The organism is Candidatus Omnitrophota bacterium, from assembly GCA_028693815.1.
Lineage (GTDB): Bacteria > Omnitrophota > Gorgyraeia > Zapsychrales > Aceulaceae > Aceula.
Window position 1 is genome coordinate 118,355 of record JAQUUP010000002.1, and the last position, 14,000, is coordinate 132,354.

General features: G+C 37.0%; 20 protein-coding genes. 19 read left to right on the plus strand and 1 reads right to left on the minus strand.

Annotated elements, in window-relative coordinates; genetic code table 11:
• Window positions 1-21 precede the first annotated feature (21 nt).
• The 19 genes from PHY73_01210 to PHY73_01300 all read left to right on the plus strand — a co-directional run bounded on the left by PHY73_01210 (window position 22) and on the right by PHY73_01300 (window position 13,013).
• Window positions 22-459 carry a nucleoside deaminase gene (locus PHY73_01210; GenBank protein ID MDD3374326.1) on the plus strand — a complete coding sequence of 146 codons (438 nt, stop codon included), beginning with the start codon at window positions 22-24 and terminating at the stop codon, window positions 457-459.
• A 6-nt stretch (window positions 460-465) separates the two neighbouring features.
• Window positions 466-690 (plus strand): hypothetical protein, encoded by a 225-nt coding sequence (locus PHY73_01215; protein ID MDD3374327.1) that lies wholly within the window; start codon window positions 466-468, stop codon window positions 688-690.
• A 64-nt stretch (window positions 691-754) separates the two neighbouring features.
• Window positions 755-1,651 (plus strand): glycosyl hydrolase, encoded by an 897-nt coding sequence (locus tag PHY73_01220; GenBank protein ID MDD3374328.1) that lies wholly within the window; start codon window positions 755-757, stop codon window positions 1,649-1,651.
• Between the two features lie 149 nt (window positions 1,652-1,800).
• Window positions 1,801-2,964 (plus strand): cation:proton antiporter, encoded by a 1,164-nt coding sequence (locus PHY73_01225; GenBank protein ID MDD3374329.1) that lies wholly within the window; start codon window positions 1,801-1,803, stop codon window positions 2,962-2,964.
• Window positions 2,965-3,066: 102 nt separating this feature from the next.
• On the plus strand, window positions 3,067-3,525 hold the full coding sequence (locus tag PHY73_01230; GenBank protein ID MDD3374330.1) for a Fur family transcriptional regulator: 459 nt from the start codon (window positions 3,067-3,069) through the stop codon (window positions 3,523-3,525).
• 239 nt (window positions 3,526-3,764) lie between these two features.
• Complete coding sequence (locus tag PHY73_01235; GenBank protein MDD3374331.1) at window positions 3,765-4,109, plus strand: DUF5320 domain-containing protein; 345 nt, start codon at window positions 3,765-3,767, stop codon at window positions 4,107-4,109.
• 27 nt (window positions 4,110-4,136) lie between these two features.
• Window positions 4,137-4,520 (plus strand): NifB/NifX family molybdenum-iron cluster-binding protein, encoded by a 384-nt coding sequence (locus PHY73_01240; GenBank protein ID MDD3374332.1) that lies wholly within the window; start codon window positions 4,137-4,139, stop codon window positions 4,518-4,520.
• Between the two features lie 124 nt (window positions 4,521-4,644).
• Window positions 4,645-5,007 carry a NifB/NifX family molybdenum-iron cluster-binding protein gene (locus tag PHY73_01245; GenBank protein ID MDD3374333.1) on the plus strand — a complete coding sequence of 121 codons (363 nt, stop codon included), beginning with the start codon at window positions 4,645-4,647 and terminating at the stop codon, window positions 5,005-5,007.
• A 1-nt stretch (window position 5,008) separates the two neighbouring features.
• The gene (locus tag PHY73_01250; GenBank protein MDD3374334.1) at window positions 5,009-5,629 is read left to right on the plus strand and encodes a class I SAM-dependent methyltransferase; all 621 of its coding nucleotides are present in this window, start codon (window positions 5,009-5,011) and stop codon (window positions 5,627-5,629) included.
• Entirely contained in the window at window positions 5,626-6,465 is an 840-nt protein-coding gene (locus PHY73_01255; protein ID MDD3374335.1) for an ATP-binding protein, read from the plus strand. The genes PHY73_01250 and PHY73_01255 overlap by 4 nt, the downstream gene beginning before the upstream one ends.
• Window positions 6,462-7,343 carry an ATP-binding protein gene (locus PHY73_01260; protein MDD3374336.1) on the plus strand — a complete coding sequence of 294 codons (882 nt, stop codon included), beginning with the start codon at window positions 6,462-6,464 and terminating at the stop codon, window positions 7,341-7,343. The genes PHY73_01255 and PHY73_01260 overlap by 4 nt, the downstream gene beginning before the upstream one ends.
• Before the next feature lie 11 nt (window positions 7,344-7,354).
• Entirely contained in the window at window positions 7,355-7,543 is a 189-nt protein-coding gene (locus PHY73_01265) for a hypothetical protein (GenBank protein ID MDD3374337.1), read from the plus strand.
• Window positions 7,521-8,273 carry a DUF364 domain-containing protein gene (locus PHY73_01270; GenBank protein ID MDD3374338.1) on the plus strand — a complete coding sequence of 251 codons (753 nt, stop codon included), beginning with the start codon at window positions 7,521-7,523 and terminating at the stop codon, window positions 8,271-8,273. Before PHY73_01265 ends, PHY73_01270 begins: the two co-directional genes overlap by 23 nt.
• Complete coding sequence (locus PHY73_01275; GenBank protein MDD3374339.1) at window positions 8,258-9,043, plus strand: sulfite exporter TauE/SafE family protein; 786 nt, start codon at window positions 8,258-8,260, stop codon at window positions 9,041-9,043. The genes PHY73_01270 and PHY73_01275 overlap by 16 nt, the downstream gene beginning before the upstream one ends.
• A gap of 9 nt (window positions 9,044-9,052) precedes the next feature.
• Window positions 9,053-9,940 (plus strand): ARMT1-like domain-containing protein, encoded by an 888-nt coding sequence (locus PHY73_01280; protein MDD3374340.1) that lies wholly within the window; start codon window positions 9,053-9,055, stop codon window positions 9,938-9,940.
• A 1-nt stretch (window position 9,941) separates the two neighbouring features.
• Window positions 9,942-10,133, plus strand: coding sequence for a 4Fe-4S binding protein (locus tag PHY73_01285; GenBank protein ID MDD3374341.1), 192 nt, complete (start codon window positions 9,942-9,944; stop codon window positions 10,131-10,133).
• Window positions 10,124-10,837 (plus strand): MBL fold metallo-hydrolase, encoded by a 714-nt coding sequence (locus PHY73_01290; protein MDD3374342.1) that lies wholly within the window; start codon window positions 10,124-10,126, stop codon window positions 10,835-10,837. The genes PHY73_01285 and PHY73_01290 overlap by 10 nt, the downstream gene beginning before the upstream one ends.
• A 103-nt stretch (window positions 10,838-10,940) precedes the next feature.
• Window positions 10,941-11,516, plus strand: coding sequence for a TetR/AcrR family transcriptional regulator (locus tag PHY73_01295; protein ID MDD3374343.1), 576 nt, complete (start codon window positions 10,941-10,943; stop codon window positions 11,514-11,516).
• Window positions 11,517-11,546: 30 nt separating this feature from the next.
• Window positions 11,547-13,013, plus strand: coding sequence for a radical SAM protein (locus PHY73_01300; GenBank protein ID MDD3374344.1), 1,467 nt, complete (start codon window positions 11,547-11,549; stop codon window positions 13,011-13,013).
• A gap of 5 nt (window positions 13,014-13,018) precedes the next feature.
• On the opposite strand, the gene PHY73_01305 is transcribed toward PHY73_01300, so the two are convergent.
• Complete coding sequence (locus tag PHY73_01305; protein ID MDD3374345.1) at window positions 13,019-13,999, minus strand: hypothetical protein; 981 nt, start codon at window positions 13,997-13,999, stop codon at window positions 13,019-13,021.
• Between the last annotated feature and the right edge of the window lies 1 nt (window position 14,000).

Here is a 14,000-nt window from a genome sequence, read left to right on the forward strand (position 1 = left end):
ATTTTTTAAAAAAGGATAGTAATGAATGAATATTTAAAAGCTGCGATCGAACAGGCAAAAATAGGATTACAAGAAGGTGGCATTCCTATTGGGTCTGTCATTGTTCACAATAATAAGATTATTGGTCGAGGACATAATCGACGGGTTCAAAAACAAAGTGCGATTTTGCATGCAGAAATGGATGCTCTAGAAAATGCCGGGCGTCTTTCGGCGTCGATTTATAAAGAATGCATGCTTTACACGACTCTTTCGCCATGCGCGATGTGTTCGGGCGCGGTTATTCTTTATAAAATTCCACATGTTGTAATTGGGGAAAACAAGACCTTTATGGGAGAAGAAGAGTTTTTGAAATCTCGAGGAGTTTCGGTTGAAGTTTTGCAAGACAAGGAATGCATTTCTTTGATGGAGAATTTTATTCAAAATAACGCAAAACTTTGGAATGAAGATATTGGAGTCTAGGACGTCATGGAGCGTAATCTTGGCGAACAGCCGATAAAAGAAATATTAGATACGCATGGTCTAAAGTCCCATGACCTTGTGGTTGCCTCGAAAGGTGAAATTACACATAAGATGGTTGTTCGTGCTTCGAAAGGCCGATGGCTAACGCCATCGACGAGAAAAAAGGTCTTAAAGGCTCTCAATGAAGCTTGCCAAGAGAAATTTGAACTTATTCATCTTTTTAATTATTAATTTTATTCTTTGTAGATTTTAATCTGATTGGAAATATTTTATAAAACAGAGGGGCTTAAAGTTTATGAAAAAGGTAATTTTCTTTATTATTTTTCTTATTTTATTTTTACGTTCCTCAGCAGCTGAAGAGCGTAAAAACATCCTACTTATTTTTATTGGACAAAATGTTGAAAGTATTAATGCGTATGTTAGCGATGTTGGTCATGTTCCCGATGGTTTTATGGCATACACATCTATCCAAAATCTTGAAGGGCTTGATTCTCCTTCTAATGTTGGATCTGGAGTTCAATACGCACAAGCGTTAATTGATCAATATCCCCATGCCCAGATTCAGATTGGATTTTATATCGTAGGAGCATTAAGAGAAATTTTAGATGAAAAATATGATAAAAATATTTCTAAGTTAGCGAGTTGGTTTAAAAAGAATTCAAAAACGAAGTTTTATTTACGTATTGGATATGAATTTGATAATCCAGAAAATCATTATGAGCCGTTAGCGTATATTCAAGCTTATCGATATATTGTTAATCGCTTAAGGAAACTAGGCGTTAACAATGTATTGTATGTCTGGCATTCATATGGTGGTTTTGTAACTGGGGATGTTGAACGTTGGTATCCTGGCGACGATTATGTGGATTGGGTTGGCATCTCATTTTTTGATGCTTTTAGTCAGGGCAACATGAGGCGCATTGTAAATATTGCACAAAAACACAATAAACCTGTGATGATCGCTGAGGCAACGCCACTAGGGGTAGGTGTCGAGCAAGGTGAAAAATCATGGAAGTTTTGGTATCAGCGCTTGTTTGATTTTGTTGATCAGAATAATATTGCAATGATCTGCTACATCAATTGGGATTGGGAGAAAATTCCTATGTTCAAAGGTCAGGGATGGGGAAACGGCCAGATTCAAGATAATGAAATAATTAAAAATAAGTGGTTGGATAAAATTTTTGAGAAATAATTTAAAAAAAGCAGAGAAGTTTATCAAACCAAAAATGATTTAAGGCAAAGATAAATAAATATAATAAAGTTAATCTTGTGTCTATTTATTTATTTTTAATGTTATAATATTTTTAACAAAATATTGATAATTATTAACTAAGACCCTCTATGCATGATTTTATTTTTGATTTAAGTGTTGTTTTAGTAGGCACCGGGATTCTGTCAATCTTAGCGGTTCTTTTGCGTCAGCCGATCATTGTAGGTTATATTCTCTGTGGGGTTATCCTTGGTCCCTGGGGATTAGGGCTTATCAAAGAAGTCAACTTTATTCAGGCTATATCCCATTTAGGCATCACACTTCTTTTGTTTTTAGCAGGTCTTTGTTTGCACCCTCAACATTTATTCAAACTTTTTAAGCGTACAGGAGTTGTTACCATTACCAACTGCGCGCTGTCTTTTTTGATAGCATTTTTATTTTCGTTTTTTATGAGATTTTCTTTTACCGATAGCGTCTGGATTGGAATTGCGTTAATGTTTTCCAGCACGATTCTCACGGTTAAACTTCTTCCGACGACAAAGTTGCATCAAGAGAGAATTGGGGCGGTGTGCATTAGTATTTTGATTTTTCAAGATTTGATTGCTGTTGGGGCTTTAGCATTCTTGCGTGGGACGTATAATCAAAGTCTTGCGATTGAGAACACCGGATGGCTTTTGTTTAAGCTTGTTTTGTTGATTGCTGCTGCATTTTTGTTTGAACGTTTTGCTTTGCGTAAAACATTAAAGAAAATTGATCATTTGCACGAAGCGATTTTTATAACTGGGTTAGCCTGGTGTTTTGGAGTCGCTGCGATCTCTAATCGCATGGGGCTTTTTTATGAGACAGGTGCCTTTTTTGCTGGAGTGGCATTAGCCCAACATCCTATTGCTCGATTTATTGCTGATAAATTAAGACCTTTGCGTGATTTTTTTCTTGTGTTATTTTTCTTTGCTTTAGGTGCAGAATTTAATCTATCGATTATTTCGAAACTTTTTATTCCGGCGTTTATTCTCGCGTTTGTCTTTATTATTTCTAAACCGTATATTTTTAAAAGAATGCTGATGCTTTCAGGAGAACAAAAGTCTTTTGCAACCGAAGCCGGCATTCGCTTAGGTCAATTGAGCGAGTTTTCTCTTCTGGTGTCGCTTTTAGCATTGAGCATTCACCATATCAGCATAGAAGCTTCCCAATTCATTCAGCTTGTCACCATCATCACTTTTGTTGTCTCAAGTTATTACGTTGTTTATCGGTATAAAACACCGATCGGCACAACACAAAAAATGTTTAAAGACTAATAGGGTTATTGTTCAAAATTTTCAAAATATTTTTATTTGACAAATGGGTCTGCTTGTTCTATACTTGGTAATGATAATCATTATCAATAAGGAGGATATTTTATGCGGGGCCAAAGTGAAGGATGCTGGCGAGGACGATTTCAAGGCGGAGGGTTTCGCTTTACAAGGCCAAGGGAATTTATTCTAGATGTTCTTGCTAAGGCAAAGGGACATTTGAGCGCAGAAGATATTTTTTTGTTGGTTCATAAGACATATCCAAACATAGGGCTAACAACCGTATATCGCAATTTAGAGCTTTTAGTTGAAATGGGAGCGGTGACCAGGCTTCATTTTGGAAATGGTAAGGCGAGTTATGAGCTTTTAAGGGGAGGAAAAAACGAACACCACCATCATTTGGTCTGTCGAAAATGCTCTAAGATTATTGATTATGCAGATTTTATGGACGAAGAAAAAGAATTTTTACAAAAGGTTGAAAAAGGATTAAGTCAAAAATATAAATTTGAAATTCAAGACCATACCATTCACTTTCATGGTCTTTGTGAGAAATGCCAGATAGGATGATTACAGAAACCCCTAAGTCGCTTTAAAAGCGCTTTTGGGGTAAAGTTAAAAAATTGAAACAGTAAAACCCTTAACGTTACACGTTAAGGGTAAATTCTCACGTATGATTTACGGAATATTAGTGACGTAAATCATGTGTTCATTAGCTCCGACGCACTTCGGGCGCGGAGTAAATTCGCAGCTCTAAGTTACGTTCACTAGCGTTCCGTAACTTAACTGCTCATTTAAAGGAGGGTAAAATGCCAGCAAGAGACGGAAGTGGCCCACAAGGAATGGGGCAAATGACAGGATGGGGAATGGGAAATTGTGTTGTCGAAAATCCAAATAATGTGCAAATGAGGCAGCCTCAGGGCGTGATGGGTAGGGGCACTGGGTCTGGCCGAGGCCTTGGAAGAGGCCTTGGAAGAGGCCTTGGAAGAGGCCTTGGAAGAGGGCTTGGTTTAGGTCGAGGTTTTGCTTGGAGAGCTCAGCAACCTCAAGGCAATGTGTCTGTTTCAGGTGTTGAGGATTTAAAGCAGCAGGCTAAAATATTAGAGCAAGAGCTTGCTTTTGTAAAAAAGCAAATTCAGGATTCGAATCAATAGTTAACAAATCTTTAAAAGGAGAGTGTATTGAGAGTTGCAATATCAACAGAAGGAGATCGTGTTTCTCCTCATTTTGGACGTTGTCCTAGCTTTACTTTAGTTGAAATTAAAGACAATGAGTTGGTTAGTCAGGAGTCTATTGAAAATCCAGGTCATCATCCAGGTTTTTTGCCTGAATTTCTTGGAAACAAAGGTGTTAATTGTATTATTGCTGGAGGCATGGGGCAAAGGGCTCGTGAGCTTTTTTTAGCAAAGAATATAAAGCCAATTTTAGGCGTTGATCTTTCTATTGAAAAAACAATTGAAGGATTCTTGCAAAATAGCCTTGAAAGCGATGATAGTCCTTGTATTCCTCGCTCTGGGAAGGGTTATGGTCTCGATAAAACAGAATGTGATCACGCGGATGAATAAAAGATAAAAATTTAAGGATTTCGATATGTATGCGCGTGGGATAAATTCATATAGGTTGATTTGACGTTCGTCGTTGAGAATTTTAGTCACCTCGTAAGTCAGATATTTATTTAAGGAGAGAATTATGAAAGTTTGCGTAACATCACAAGGGGTAAGCTTAGAATCAGCTGTTGATCCAAGATTTGGGCGTGCACAATATTTTCTTATTGTGGATACTGATTCATTAGAATTTGAAGTGCTTGAGAATGCTAATGCTGCTGGCACTGGAGGGGTTGGCGTTTTATCTGGAAGACTGATGGCAGATAAAGGTGTTGAATGTGTTTTGACAGGAAATATTGGTCCTAATGCGAGCGAGACTTTGAATGCTGCTGGGATCAAGTTTTGTCTAGGTGCCACAGGCTCTGTTAAAGAGGCTGTTGAGAAATACAAAGAAGGTAATTTTTCTATTACGCAAGATCCTAATGTTGAATCAAAATCTGGAGCTTAAAGTGAGTGTTGCTACAAAAGATTTAATACAAGATTTCTTAAAGAGAAGCAAAATTTATGAGCGTTTTGGATACGATATTATTAAAGAGCGTGATTTGATTATTTCTAAGACTGAACCTATTGGTAAAAAAATCCTGGAAGTTGGCACTGGCAAAGGATATTTTACGATGGCTTTAGCTGCACAGGGATATCATTTTACCAGTGTTGACATTTCTCTTGAGGAGCAGGAGTTTGCCAAAGACAATCTTAAGGCTCTTGGGCTTACGCGAAAAGTTAAATTTGGTATTGAGGATGCTTGCAATTTTACTTTTGATCCTAAAAGTTTTGATTGCATTTTTTGCATCAATACTTTCCATCATATTAAAAGTTGTTTTGATGTGACGAGTGAATTTGTCCGCCTGTGTAAAGAAAACGGAAAAATTGTTATTAGTGATTTTAATGAAACGGGCTTGAAGGTTGTTTCTGATATTCATAAAAAAGAAGGGAATATTCACAAGGCTTTTGATGTTCCATGGATTGAAATGAAAAGATTTTTTAATCGAGCAGGATTTAAAGTTCAAATGATAAGCACTAAAAATCAAAAAACTTTGGTTGCAACAAAAGAGACAGGAAGAAAATCGTGATTGTTTCAATTGCAAGTGGCAAAGGGGGAACAGGCAAAACGACGGTGGCAACAAATCTTGCTTCTGTCTTAGGAATTTCTTGCCAGCTTTTAGATTGTGATGTTGAAGAGCCAAATGCACATCTTTTTTTAGATCCTGTTATAAATCAGGAAAATAAGGTTTTTACTCTTGTTCCTAAAGTTGATGCTGAAAAATGCAAGTTGTGCGGAAGGTGTCAAGAGGTGTGTGCCTATAATGCGATTGCTGTTTTCGGTAAGAAGCATCTTGTTTTTTCTGCTTTGTGTCATGGTTGCGGAGCTTGTCAATATTTTTGTCCTCATAAGGCGATTAGTGAAGAGAAAAAAGAAATAGGAATTGTTCAAAAGGGGACAAAGAATCACCTTGAGATTATTACGGGTAAGATGAAAATAGGGGAGGCCATGGCTCCGCCGGTTATCAGAGAAGTAAAAAAATATATTAAAAAAGATTTCATAACGATTATTGATGCCCCTCCAGGAACAAGTTGTCCTGTGATTGAGTCTGTAAAAGGAAGCGATTATTCAGTTTTGGTTACAGAGCCAACGCCGTTTGGATTAAACGATTTAAAGCTTGGCGTTGAAGTTTTGCGCAAATTAAAGATTCCGTTTGGCGTTATTATTAATCGGTTTGATTTAGGAAACGATAAGACGATTCAGTATTGCGAAAATCAAGATATCGATATTTTAATGAAAATTCCTTTTGATAGGGAAATTGCTAGAGTTTATTCGAAAGGTTCGCTGATTATCGACGAGATTCCATCATATCGACAGAAGTTTTTAGAATTGTGGGAAAGTATTAAAATAAAGGCGAGAAAATGAAGCAAATTTTAATCATTAGTGGAAAAGGCGGAACAGGAAAGACAGTCGTGACTGCTGCTTTTGCCTCGTTAGCTGAGAATAAAATTCTGGTTGATTGTGATGTTGATGCTGCTAATTTGCATTTGATATTAAATCCTGAAAGTCAGGAAGTTCATGAGTTTAGAAGCGGAAAGACTGCTTTTATTAGCAAGGATCAATGCTGTTCGTGTGGGTTATGTCAAAGTTTATGCCGTTTTGAGGCGATCAAAAAAGATACTTTGAGTGATAAATTTCTTATTGATTCTGTTTCCTGTGAAGGATGTGGTTTTTGTGCGTTGGCTTGTCCATCTGGTGCTATTGAAATGAAAGAAAATTTGTCGGGTCAATGGTTTGTTTCCAATACTCGTTTTGGTTTATTTGTTCATGCCAAGCTTGGAATCGCTGAAGAAAATTCTGGAAAGCTTGTTGCAACGGTTAAGCAAAAAGCAAAAGAATTGGCCAAGAAGAATAATGTGGATTGGATTATTGTTGATGGTTCTCCCGGAATAGGTTGCCCGGTGATCGCTTCTTTGTCTGATGTTGATTGCGCAATTATTGTTTCTGAGCCTACGGTTTCAGGGATTCATGATGCTAAAAGGGTTATGGAGGTTGCAGATCATTTTAAGGTTCCAGTAAAAATGATTATTAATAAGTTTGATTTAAATGAAGACATGACAAAGAAGATTGAAATGTTTTCTTTAGAATCAAATATTGAGGTTATTGGAAAAATTCCTTTTGACAAAAGAATTGTTGAATCTGTTTCGCAGGGAAAAACAGTGATTGAGAATGGTAATCAAGATTTAATAAAGTGCTTTTCTGAAATTTGGGAGAGAGTAAAAAAGGGATTTTTTGCTTTATAAGAGGTGGTGTTATGAAGAAAGAAAAGAAAGCAAATAGTTTAAAGATCAAACAAGCTTATGGTGTTGGCCCGTCGGATGATTGTGATTGTAAAATATGTGTTTTTACAAAATCACATGCTCCGGGAGATAGCTATGATGTAAAAAAATGCCCAAAGTATAATATTGAGAAAAACAAGAATGATACTCAGTCAAACAATTAAAAAGATTTACAAGAATCTTTATGATCTTAAATTTCTAGATCAAAATATAAAGATTTGCGCAAAGGTTTTGTCGCCGCAAGAAGCGATTGGAAATCCTGAAAAATACGATTTTCCATTGTTTAAAGGAAAAGAAAGAATTGTTGAGGCAAATTTTCGTGGATGCTTGGGCCATGCTTTTACAGACATGCACGGCGGTTTTGAAGGAAGCTTAAAAGAAATTCTTGAAATGCCTTCTAATAATAATTATCGTAGGGCTTTGCAAGTGGCAACCATTAATGCGTTGTGCCGATTTTTAGGGGAGACCCATAATACGGTTCATTGTCGTGACGAAGAGCCTCAGCAATGCGCCGAGGAATCGGTGTTATTAATTAAGAAAGAATATCCGCGGGTAAGAAAGATTTGTTTTGTTGGTTTTCAGCCCGCTTTTGTGGATGCATTTTCCAAGCAATATGATCTTAAAGTTTTAGATTTAGATCAAGACAATATAGGAAAAGTTTTTTTTGGTCAGAAAATATTAGACGGAAACAAGGATTTGATTTCATCGTTGGATTGGGCAGACCTTGTTTTGGCAACAGGTTCAACAGTTGTTAACGCAACGATTGATTCTATTTTAGAGGCTAAAGATAAGAAAAAGGTTATTTTTTATGGTGTGACCATCGCTGGCGTTGCGGCAATGATGCAGCTAAACCGTTTGTGTTTCGCCAAGGAGAATAAATGTTGTTGTTTTTAAGTGTTTTTTTAATTGCTCTTATTTTCTCGATGTTTGGTTTAGGGGGCGGGCTTTTTTATATGCCGGTGTTTATGTTTTTCTTAGGAGATCCTGTTCAAGCGGCATTCTTAAGCTTTTTGTGTATTTTTGTCACTGCGGGATCTTCAGCTATACAGTATTTGAAATTTAAAAAGATTGATTGGAAGCTCGTTGTTTTCTTGGGATTCCCACTTATTGCTATGGTTTTTGTATCCGGTTTTATGATCGGACTTGTAAACCCGGGACAAACTAAATTTATTTTAGGCTTAACGCTTATTTTAGCTGGACTTTCGTTGTGCTTTCCTGTTGGGACGTTAAATACGCTTAGCGCTTTTTCGAGGTATTTTCATAAGAAAATTCCTTTAGAGAAATCGAATTTTGATCCGCTTACAATATCTCCTTTGGCGGCTTTCGTTGGATTTTTTTGCGGTCTTTCCGGGGTAGCCGGGGGTGTTTTTGAAGTGCCGATGATGATTGGGCTTTTACGGGTTTCGCCTCATATGGCGGTAGGAACATCCTCTATGATTGTTTTTTTGTCAGGTCTGCTGGGGTTTGTTAGCCGTATATCGGCTGTCACGGCAGAACATTTGCTTGATTTTTCAACTGTCATCGGTGTTTTAGCGTGTGTTTTTATTGGCGCACAAATCGGGCCTGCTGTTTCTGTAGGAATCGATAAAAAAATATTTAAAAGAATATGCGGTGTTTTTATTCTTCTTATAGGATTGTGCTATATATTTAAGATTATTTTTTAAGGAGCTTAGATGCTGACATACAAAGAATGCGTTCCGTGTTTTATTCGGCAAATCGATGAAGCCGCTTATCTTGTGACAAAAGACAAGGCAATACAAGAACAAATTATTAAAGAGGCCAGAGGTTTGATTGAGAGCATTGATTTTTCTATGCCGCCACCTCAAATGGCTCAAAATATTTATCGAATGATCGAAAGGAAAATGGGCCGTCAAGATCCTTATTATCAAATTAAAAAGAAAAGCAATGCCATGGCGTTATCTCTTTACTCAAGGCTAAAAGAAAAGGTCAAAAAATCTTCTGATCGGCTTTTAACAGCTTTAGAGATTGCCATATCTGGAAATATTATTGATTATGGGGCAAAAAATTCTTTAGACATTGAAAAAGAAATTGATAATCTTTTTACAAAAGATTTTTCTGATGAGGATAAAATAGTTTTTCAGTATGAGAAATTTAAAAGTGATCTAGCGGAAACAGATGAAATTCTTTATTTGGCTGATAATGCGGGAGAGGTGGTTTTTGATAGGATTTTAATTGAAGAGCTATCGAAGACAAAGAAAATAACATATGTTGTTCGAGAAAAGCCGATTATTAATGATGCTTTGATAGAGGACGCACTGGAATGCGGCATTGATAAAATTGCTAAAGTGATTTCAAGTGGATCAGATGCGCCTGGAACAATTTTAGGTGAGTGTGATCCTCAATTTGTTGATATGTTCAATAAATCTAATTTAATTATAAGTAAAGGTCAGGGAAACTATGAAACGCTTAGTGCATTAGAGAGTCACTTGATTTATTTTCTTTTTAAAGCTAAGTGCCCTGTTGTGGCAAGAAATGCTGGTGTTTCTGTTGGGAATATTGTTTTAATGAGTTCTTTTTGTCAGATGAGGGCGAAGGCTTAACATGAATAAAATCGTAATTATTGATGAAGAAAATTGTATTGGTTGCTCTGCTTGCGTTGATTTGTGCCTGGAGAAAATACTTTATTTAGATAAAGATTCGGGCAAATGCAAAGTCATTGATGAAAACAAATGCGACAAACTTGCTGGTTGTCAGAATGTGTGTCCAACAAAAGCGATTAAGATATGCAAATAAGAATTCTTTTTGATAATCAAAGTATTAATTCTAGTTTTCAGTCGGGCTTGGGATTTTCTTGTCTTTTAGGGGATGATGTATTGTTTGATACGGGTGCAGATGGTTTGAGTCTAGAAAGAAATATTCAGGCCTTTGGTGTTGATGTTTCTTTGATCAAACATATTGTTATTTCGCATGACCATTGGGATCATATTGGAGGGCTTTGGTGGGTTTTGGAAAAAATAGAAAACGCCACTGTTTATATCTGCCCTGGTTTTTCACATGAATTCATTAACAAACTTGAGTCTACCAACGCTAATATTGTTGAGTGTGTGAGTCCTTTGCCAATTACAGATCGCATTTGGACGACCGGGCAGATAGAGGGGCGATACAAAGATCAGGCTATTTTTGAGCAGTCTATTGTTTTAAGGGGAAATCAAAATATTAGCGTTGTTACCGGATGTGCCCATCCAGGCATTGTTGAAATCTTAAGGGAGATAAAAAGTTCATTTCCAAAAGATTCGATCGATTTTGTTTTGGGTGGTTTTCACCTTTTGCACCATTTCAAAAATGATATTAATGTCATTATAAAAGAATTTCAAGCCCTCGACGTTAAGCGTGCTGGTCCAGCTCATTGCACGGGAGGATCCGCGCAGAATCTTTTTAAAGAATCCTATCAGGAAAACTGCCTCGATCTTAGAGCGGGTAGCAGAATAGCCGTCTAACCATTCAAAAATCGTTTTATTGACAAAAAAATTTTTTTTGTTAGAATACTCAAGATACTAATTGAGTATTCTTGAGTATTATTAAGAAAGGAGTGTTTTTCTCATGAATAAGAATACAATAAAGCAAAAAGTTTTAGATGCTGCCAAAGCGCGCATGATTCGATTTGGATATCGAAAAACATCTATGGATGAAATCGCATCAGATTTAAAAATGAGCAAGAACACAATCTATAAGTTTTTTCAAAGCAAGGCTGAAATTGCCCAAAATCTTTTTGTCCGGCTAAAAGAAAGTATTAACCTCGAGCAAACCGCGATCGAGCAAAAAGAAAAAGACCCTCTAAGGATTATTGCGGCCAATACGTTATTTTTGCAGGAATCTTTGTCTCCTTGGTTTGATCATTTCTTGCTGGATATCAAAAGCGAGCTGCCAACGCTTTGGTCAGATTTTGTTACGTTTCGAACAGAGAAGATTATGGATGTTGAAAAGCTGATTAAAAAGGGGATTAAAAAGAAAGAATTTCGAAGTGTTAACACTGCCATCGCGGTGCGTGCTTATTTGGGAGCCATTAACAGTATTATTAATCCTGAGTTTTTATCCAGCGATAAGATTTCCTTTAAAGAAGCCTTGGAAAGCGTTTTGGATATTTGGTCTAAAGGGATTCTCGCTGTTAAAAAATAAATAATTAAAAAAATAAATGAGGAGGTTTTTATGAAGGCGTTATTTTTAACACCCAATTTAGGATCATGGGCCACCCATGGGCATCATGTGGCCCCTAATCAAATGCACGCGCATTGGGCGGCTTATGCCAGAGAAAAAGGAACCATTGTCCCTGAAGTTTTGGACTGCAAAGCCCTTGAGATTTCTTTTGATCAGATGCTTGATACCGTTAAACAAAAGAATCCGCAGGTTGTTGTTTTAGGGGACATTCTTCATTCTTATGGAGGGTTTGCGGTTCAGAAATATTTTAATGATTCGGCTAAAGCGATTAAAGCGATGCTCCCGAATGTCGTGATTGTTGTTGGCGGACTTTGGTATTCTTATCTTAGCAAAGAAACGCTAATCAAGAATCCGGCTATTGATTTTGTTGTGATGGGCGAAGGGGAGATTACTTTTAATGAACTAATGGATGCGTTAAATCAAAAAAAGACATCATTTGATAGCATTTCAGGACTTGCAAGCCGTAAAGGTGATGAAGTTGTTTTCGGTCCGATTCGAGAATTAATTAAAGACTTGGATGTTTTGCCGCTTCCGGCCTATGATTTGTTTCCTATGGATAAATATATAGGACACACCTATTGGAAGCCTTTTGTTGAAATTGTTACCTCGCGTGGATGCACTCATGGATGCACGTTTTGCTATGAATGGAGTGAGCATGATCCTAGAGCGCTTAAACATTTTAATCGATGGCGTGCAAAATCTGCAAAGCGTGTTATTGAAGAGGTAGAATTACTTGAGAAAAAGTTTGGCGCTAAGGTCATGGTGATTCAGGAAGATAATTTTAATCTTAATCCTACGCGTGTGCGTGAATTCTGCGAAGAAAAGATTAAAAGAAATTTAGACATGAAATGGGTCTCCTTAGGTTGTGCCAGTGATTGGGTGCGTTTGGAAAAAGATATTCCTTTAATGAAAAAAGCAGGAATGTTTATGGCGGTATTTGGCATTGAGGTTGCCAGTGATGATGAGTTGCGTAAGCTCGATAAAGGGATTTCTGTTTATCAGATTTACAAAACAATCGAGATTTTACGAAAAAACGATATTGCTATCGTTGGCGATATTATGATCGGGTTTGATTATGATACGGAAGCCATTATCAAAAAACGCTTTGAGTTTGCTGATCAGGTTGATCCTGACGTGATGTGGGTCGGATATTTAACGCCTCCTCCTGGGTCTCCTATTTGGGCAGACGGCATTAAAAGAGGATGGATTGATCCTGATAATCTTGATATGCTTCAATGGGATTTTCTTCATCCTGTTATTCCAACAGATCATCTAAGCATTGAAGATTTAGGACGATTGGGCGCATGGGGTATGAGAGAGTTTTATTCGAAGCCTGGACGCATTCAAAGAATCTTAATGAGTGATTTTGATGAACTAGCCAAATTGTGCTTTAAAGATGTTATGGCAGGAATCTCTAAGTGGGAAAATGCCGCGACCAAGGGAGAAAAACATGTTTAATTTTCTTAGTTTTGATCTTGGGAGTTGTCTGGTTTTGTGTTTTTCATTAAATCTGAAAAATCAATGGTGATGATTTTTCCTGCGGAGGCAGGTTTTTCTTTTGGAAGCGTGCTTTGAATTGCATTGATTTGTTTTTTTGAGAATGTGATTTCGCTATTTGCGCGCAAATCAGTAAGCACTACAGAAGAGAAGTCTTCAAAACCGTAGGCATGAATGGTTTTGACAACAGCGTCTAGAATCTCGTCAGCAACATTTTTGTCTGGCGGAAAATCGCTATTTTGAAATTTAAAATTAATGCGCGTTGTTACTTGCTTAGCAATAAAATCTTTGATGTCAATATCTTTGTATTCGATGTGCGTGCCTTTAGCGTCACCTTTAATTGCTTCATCGCCAGATGGTTCAGTTTGGATGCGAAGGGTGTATTCGTCTGGAGGAAGTGCTCCTGCCTGATATTTCTTAAGGTCTTCAGTATAAAATGTTGTCGTAGTTTTAAGCCCATCTTTAATATTGGCAACAACAAGAACAATAAATTTTGGCGGATTTTCAGCCTTAAAGAATACGCGCGAAATAGCTGTGGTGACATTTCGATATTTAGTATTAAATTCTTTAGAATATTGTGTAGACATGCCATTGCCGGAAGAAAGTTTTGTGGCTTCAACGATGTCGTATTCGATTTTCAAATCGTTATTGTCAAAAATACTATCAATGTATTGAAGAGTGTATTTTTTCTTTACAGGCTTTGTTGATTTTTTGCCACCTGCAATAGAATAAAGAGGATTCTCGTCTGGAACATAAATCCAGAATGTATCGCCTGTCCAGGTTATAACAGAAGAAAGATCATAATCGTTTTCTAAAATTTGCTCGATTTTTTCTTTAGCCTCGATTCGGGAGAGAGGCTGTTCTTCCTTTTTGGAAGAACAGCCCATCAAGCCTGCTAACCAGAAAACAATTAATATCCAACAAAATTTCTTTGAGTATTTTGTCATA

What these genes read in the sequence shown, in the direction of transcription:
- PHY73_01265 (MDD3374337.1), top strand. Translation starts at nt 7,355, where the DNA reads ATGAAGAAAGAAAAGAAAGCAAATAGTTTAAAGATCAAACAAGCTTAT.
- PHY73_01215 (MDD3374327.1), top strand. Translation starts at nt 466, where the DNA reads ATGGAGCGTAATCTTGGCGAACAGCCGATAAAAGAAATATTAGATACG.
- PHY73_01270 (MDD3374338.1), top strand. Translation starts at nt 7,521, where the DNA reads ATGATACTCAGTCAAACAATTAAAAAGATTTACAAGAATCTTTATGAT.
- PHY73_01275 (MDD3374339.1), top strand. Translation starts at nt 8,258, where the DNA reads ATGTTGTTGTTTTTAAGTGTTTTTTTAATTGCTCTTATTTTCTCGATG.
- PHY73_01245 (MDD3374333.1), top strand. Translation starts at nt 4,645, where the DNA reads ATGAAAGTTTGCGTAACATCACAAGGGGTAAGCTTAGAATCAGCTGTT.
- PHY73_01285 (MDD3374341.1), top strand. Translation starts at nt 9,942, where the DNA reads ATGAATAAAATCGTAATTATTGATGAAGAAAATTGTATTGGTTGCTCT.
- PHY73_01280 (MDD3374340.1), top strand. Translation starts at nt 9,053, where the DNA reads ATGCTGACATACAAAGAATGCGTTCCGTGTTTTATTCGGCAAATCGAT.
- PHY73_01220 (MDD3374328.1), top strand. Translation starts at nt 755, where the DNA reads ATGAAAAAGGTAATTTTCTTTATTATTTTTCTTATTTTATTTTTACGT.
- PHY73_01300 (MDD3374344.1), top strand. Translation starts at nt 11,547, where the DNA reads ATGAAGGCGTTATTTTTAACACCCAATTTAGGATCATGGGCCACCCAT.
- PHY73_01210 (MDD3374326.1), top strand. Translation starts at nt 22, where the DNA reads ATGAATGAATATTTAAAAGCTGCGATCGAACAGGCAAAAATAGGATTA.
- PHY73_01295 (MDD3374343.1), top strand. Translation starts at nt 10,941, where the DNA reads ATGAATAAGAATACAATAAAGCAAAAAGTTTTAGATGCTGCCAAAGCG.
- PHY73_01290 (MDD3374342.1), top strand. Translation starts at nt 10,124, where the DNA reads ATGCAAATAAGAATTCTTTTTGATAATCAAAGTATTAATTCTAGTTTT.
- PHY73_01230 (MDD3374330.1), top strand. Translation starts at nt 3,067, where the DNA reads ATGCGGGGCCAAAGTGAAGGATGCTGGCGAGGACGATTTCAAGGCGGA.
- PHY73_01305 (MDD3374345.1), bottom strand. Translation starts at nt 13,999, where the DNA reads ATGACAAAATACTCAAAGAAATTTTGTTGGATATTAATTGTTTTCTGG.
- PHY73_01235 (MDD3374331.1), top strand. Translation starts at nt 3,765, where the DNA reads ATGCCAGCAAGAGACGGAAGTGGCCCACAAGGAATGGGGCAAATGACA.
- PHY73_01225 (MDD3374329.1), top strand. Translation starts at nt 1,801, where the DNA reads ATGCATGATTTTATTTTTGATTTAAGTGTTGTTTTAGTAGGCACCGGG.
- PHY73_01260 (MDD3374336.1), top strand. Translation starts at nt 6,462, where the DNA reads ATGAAGCAAATTTTAATCATTAGTGGAAAAGGCGGAACAGGAAAGACA.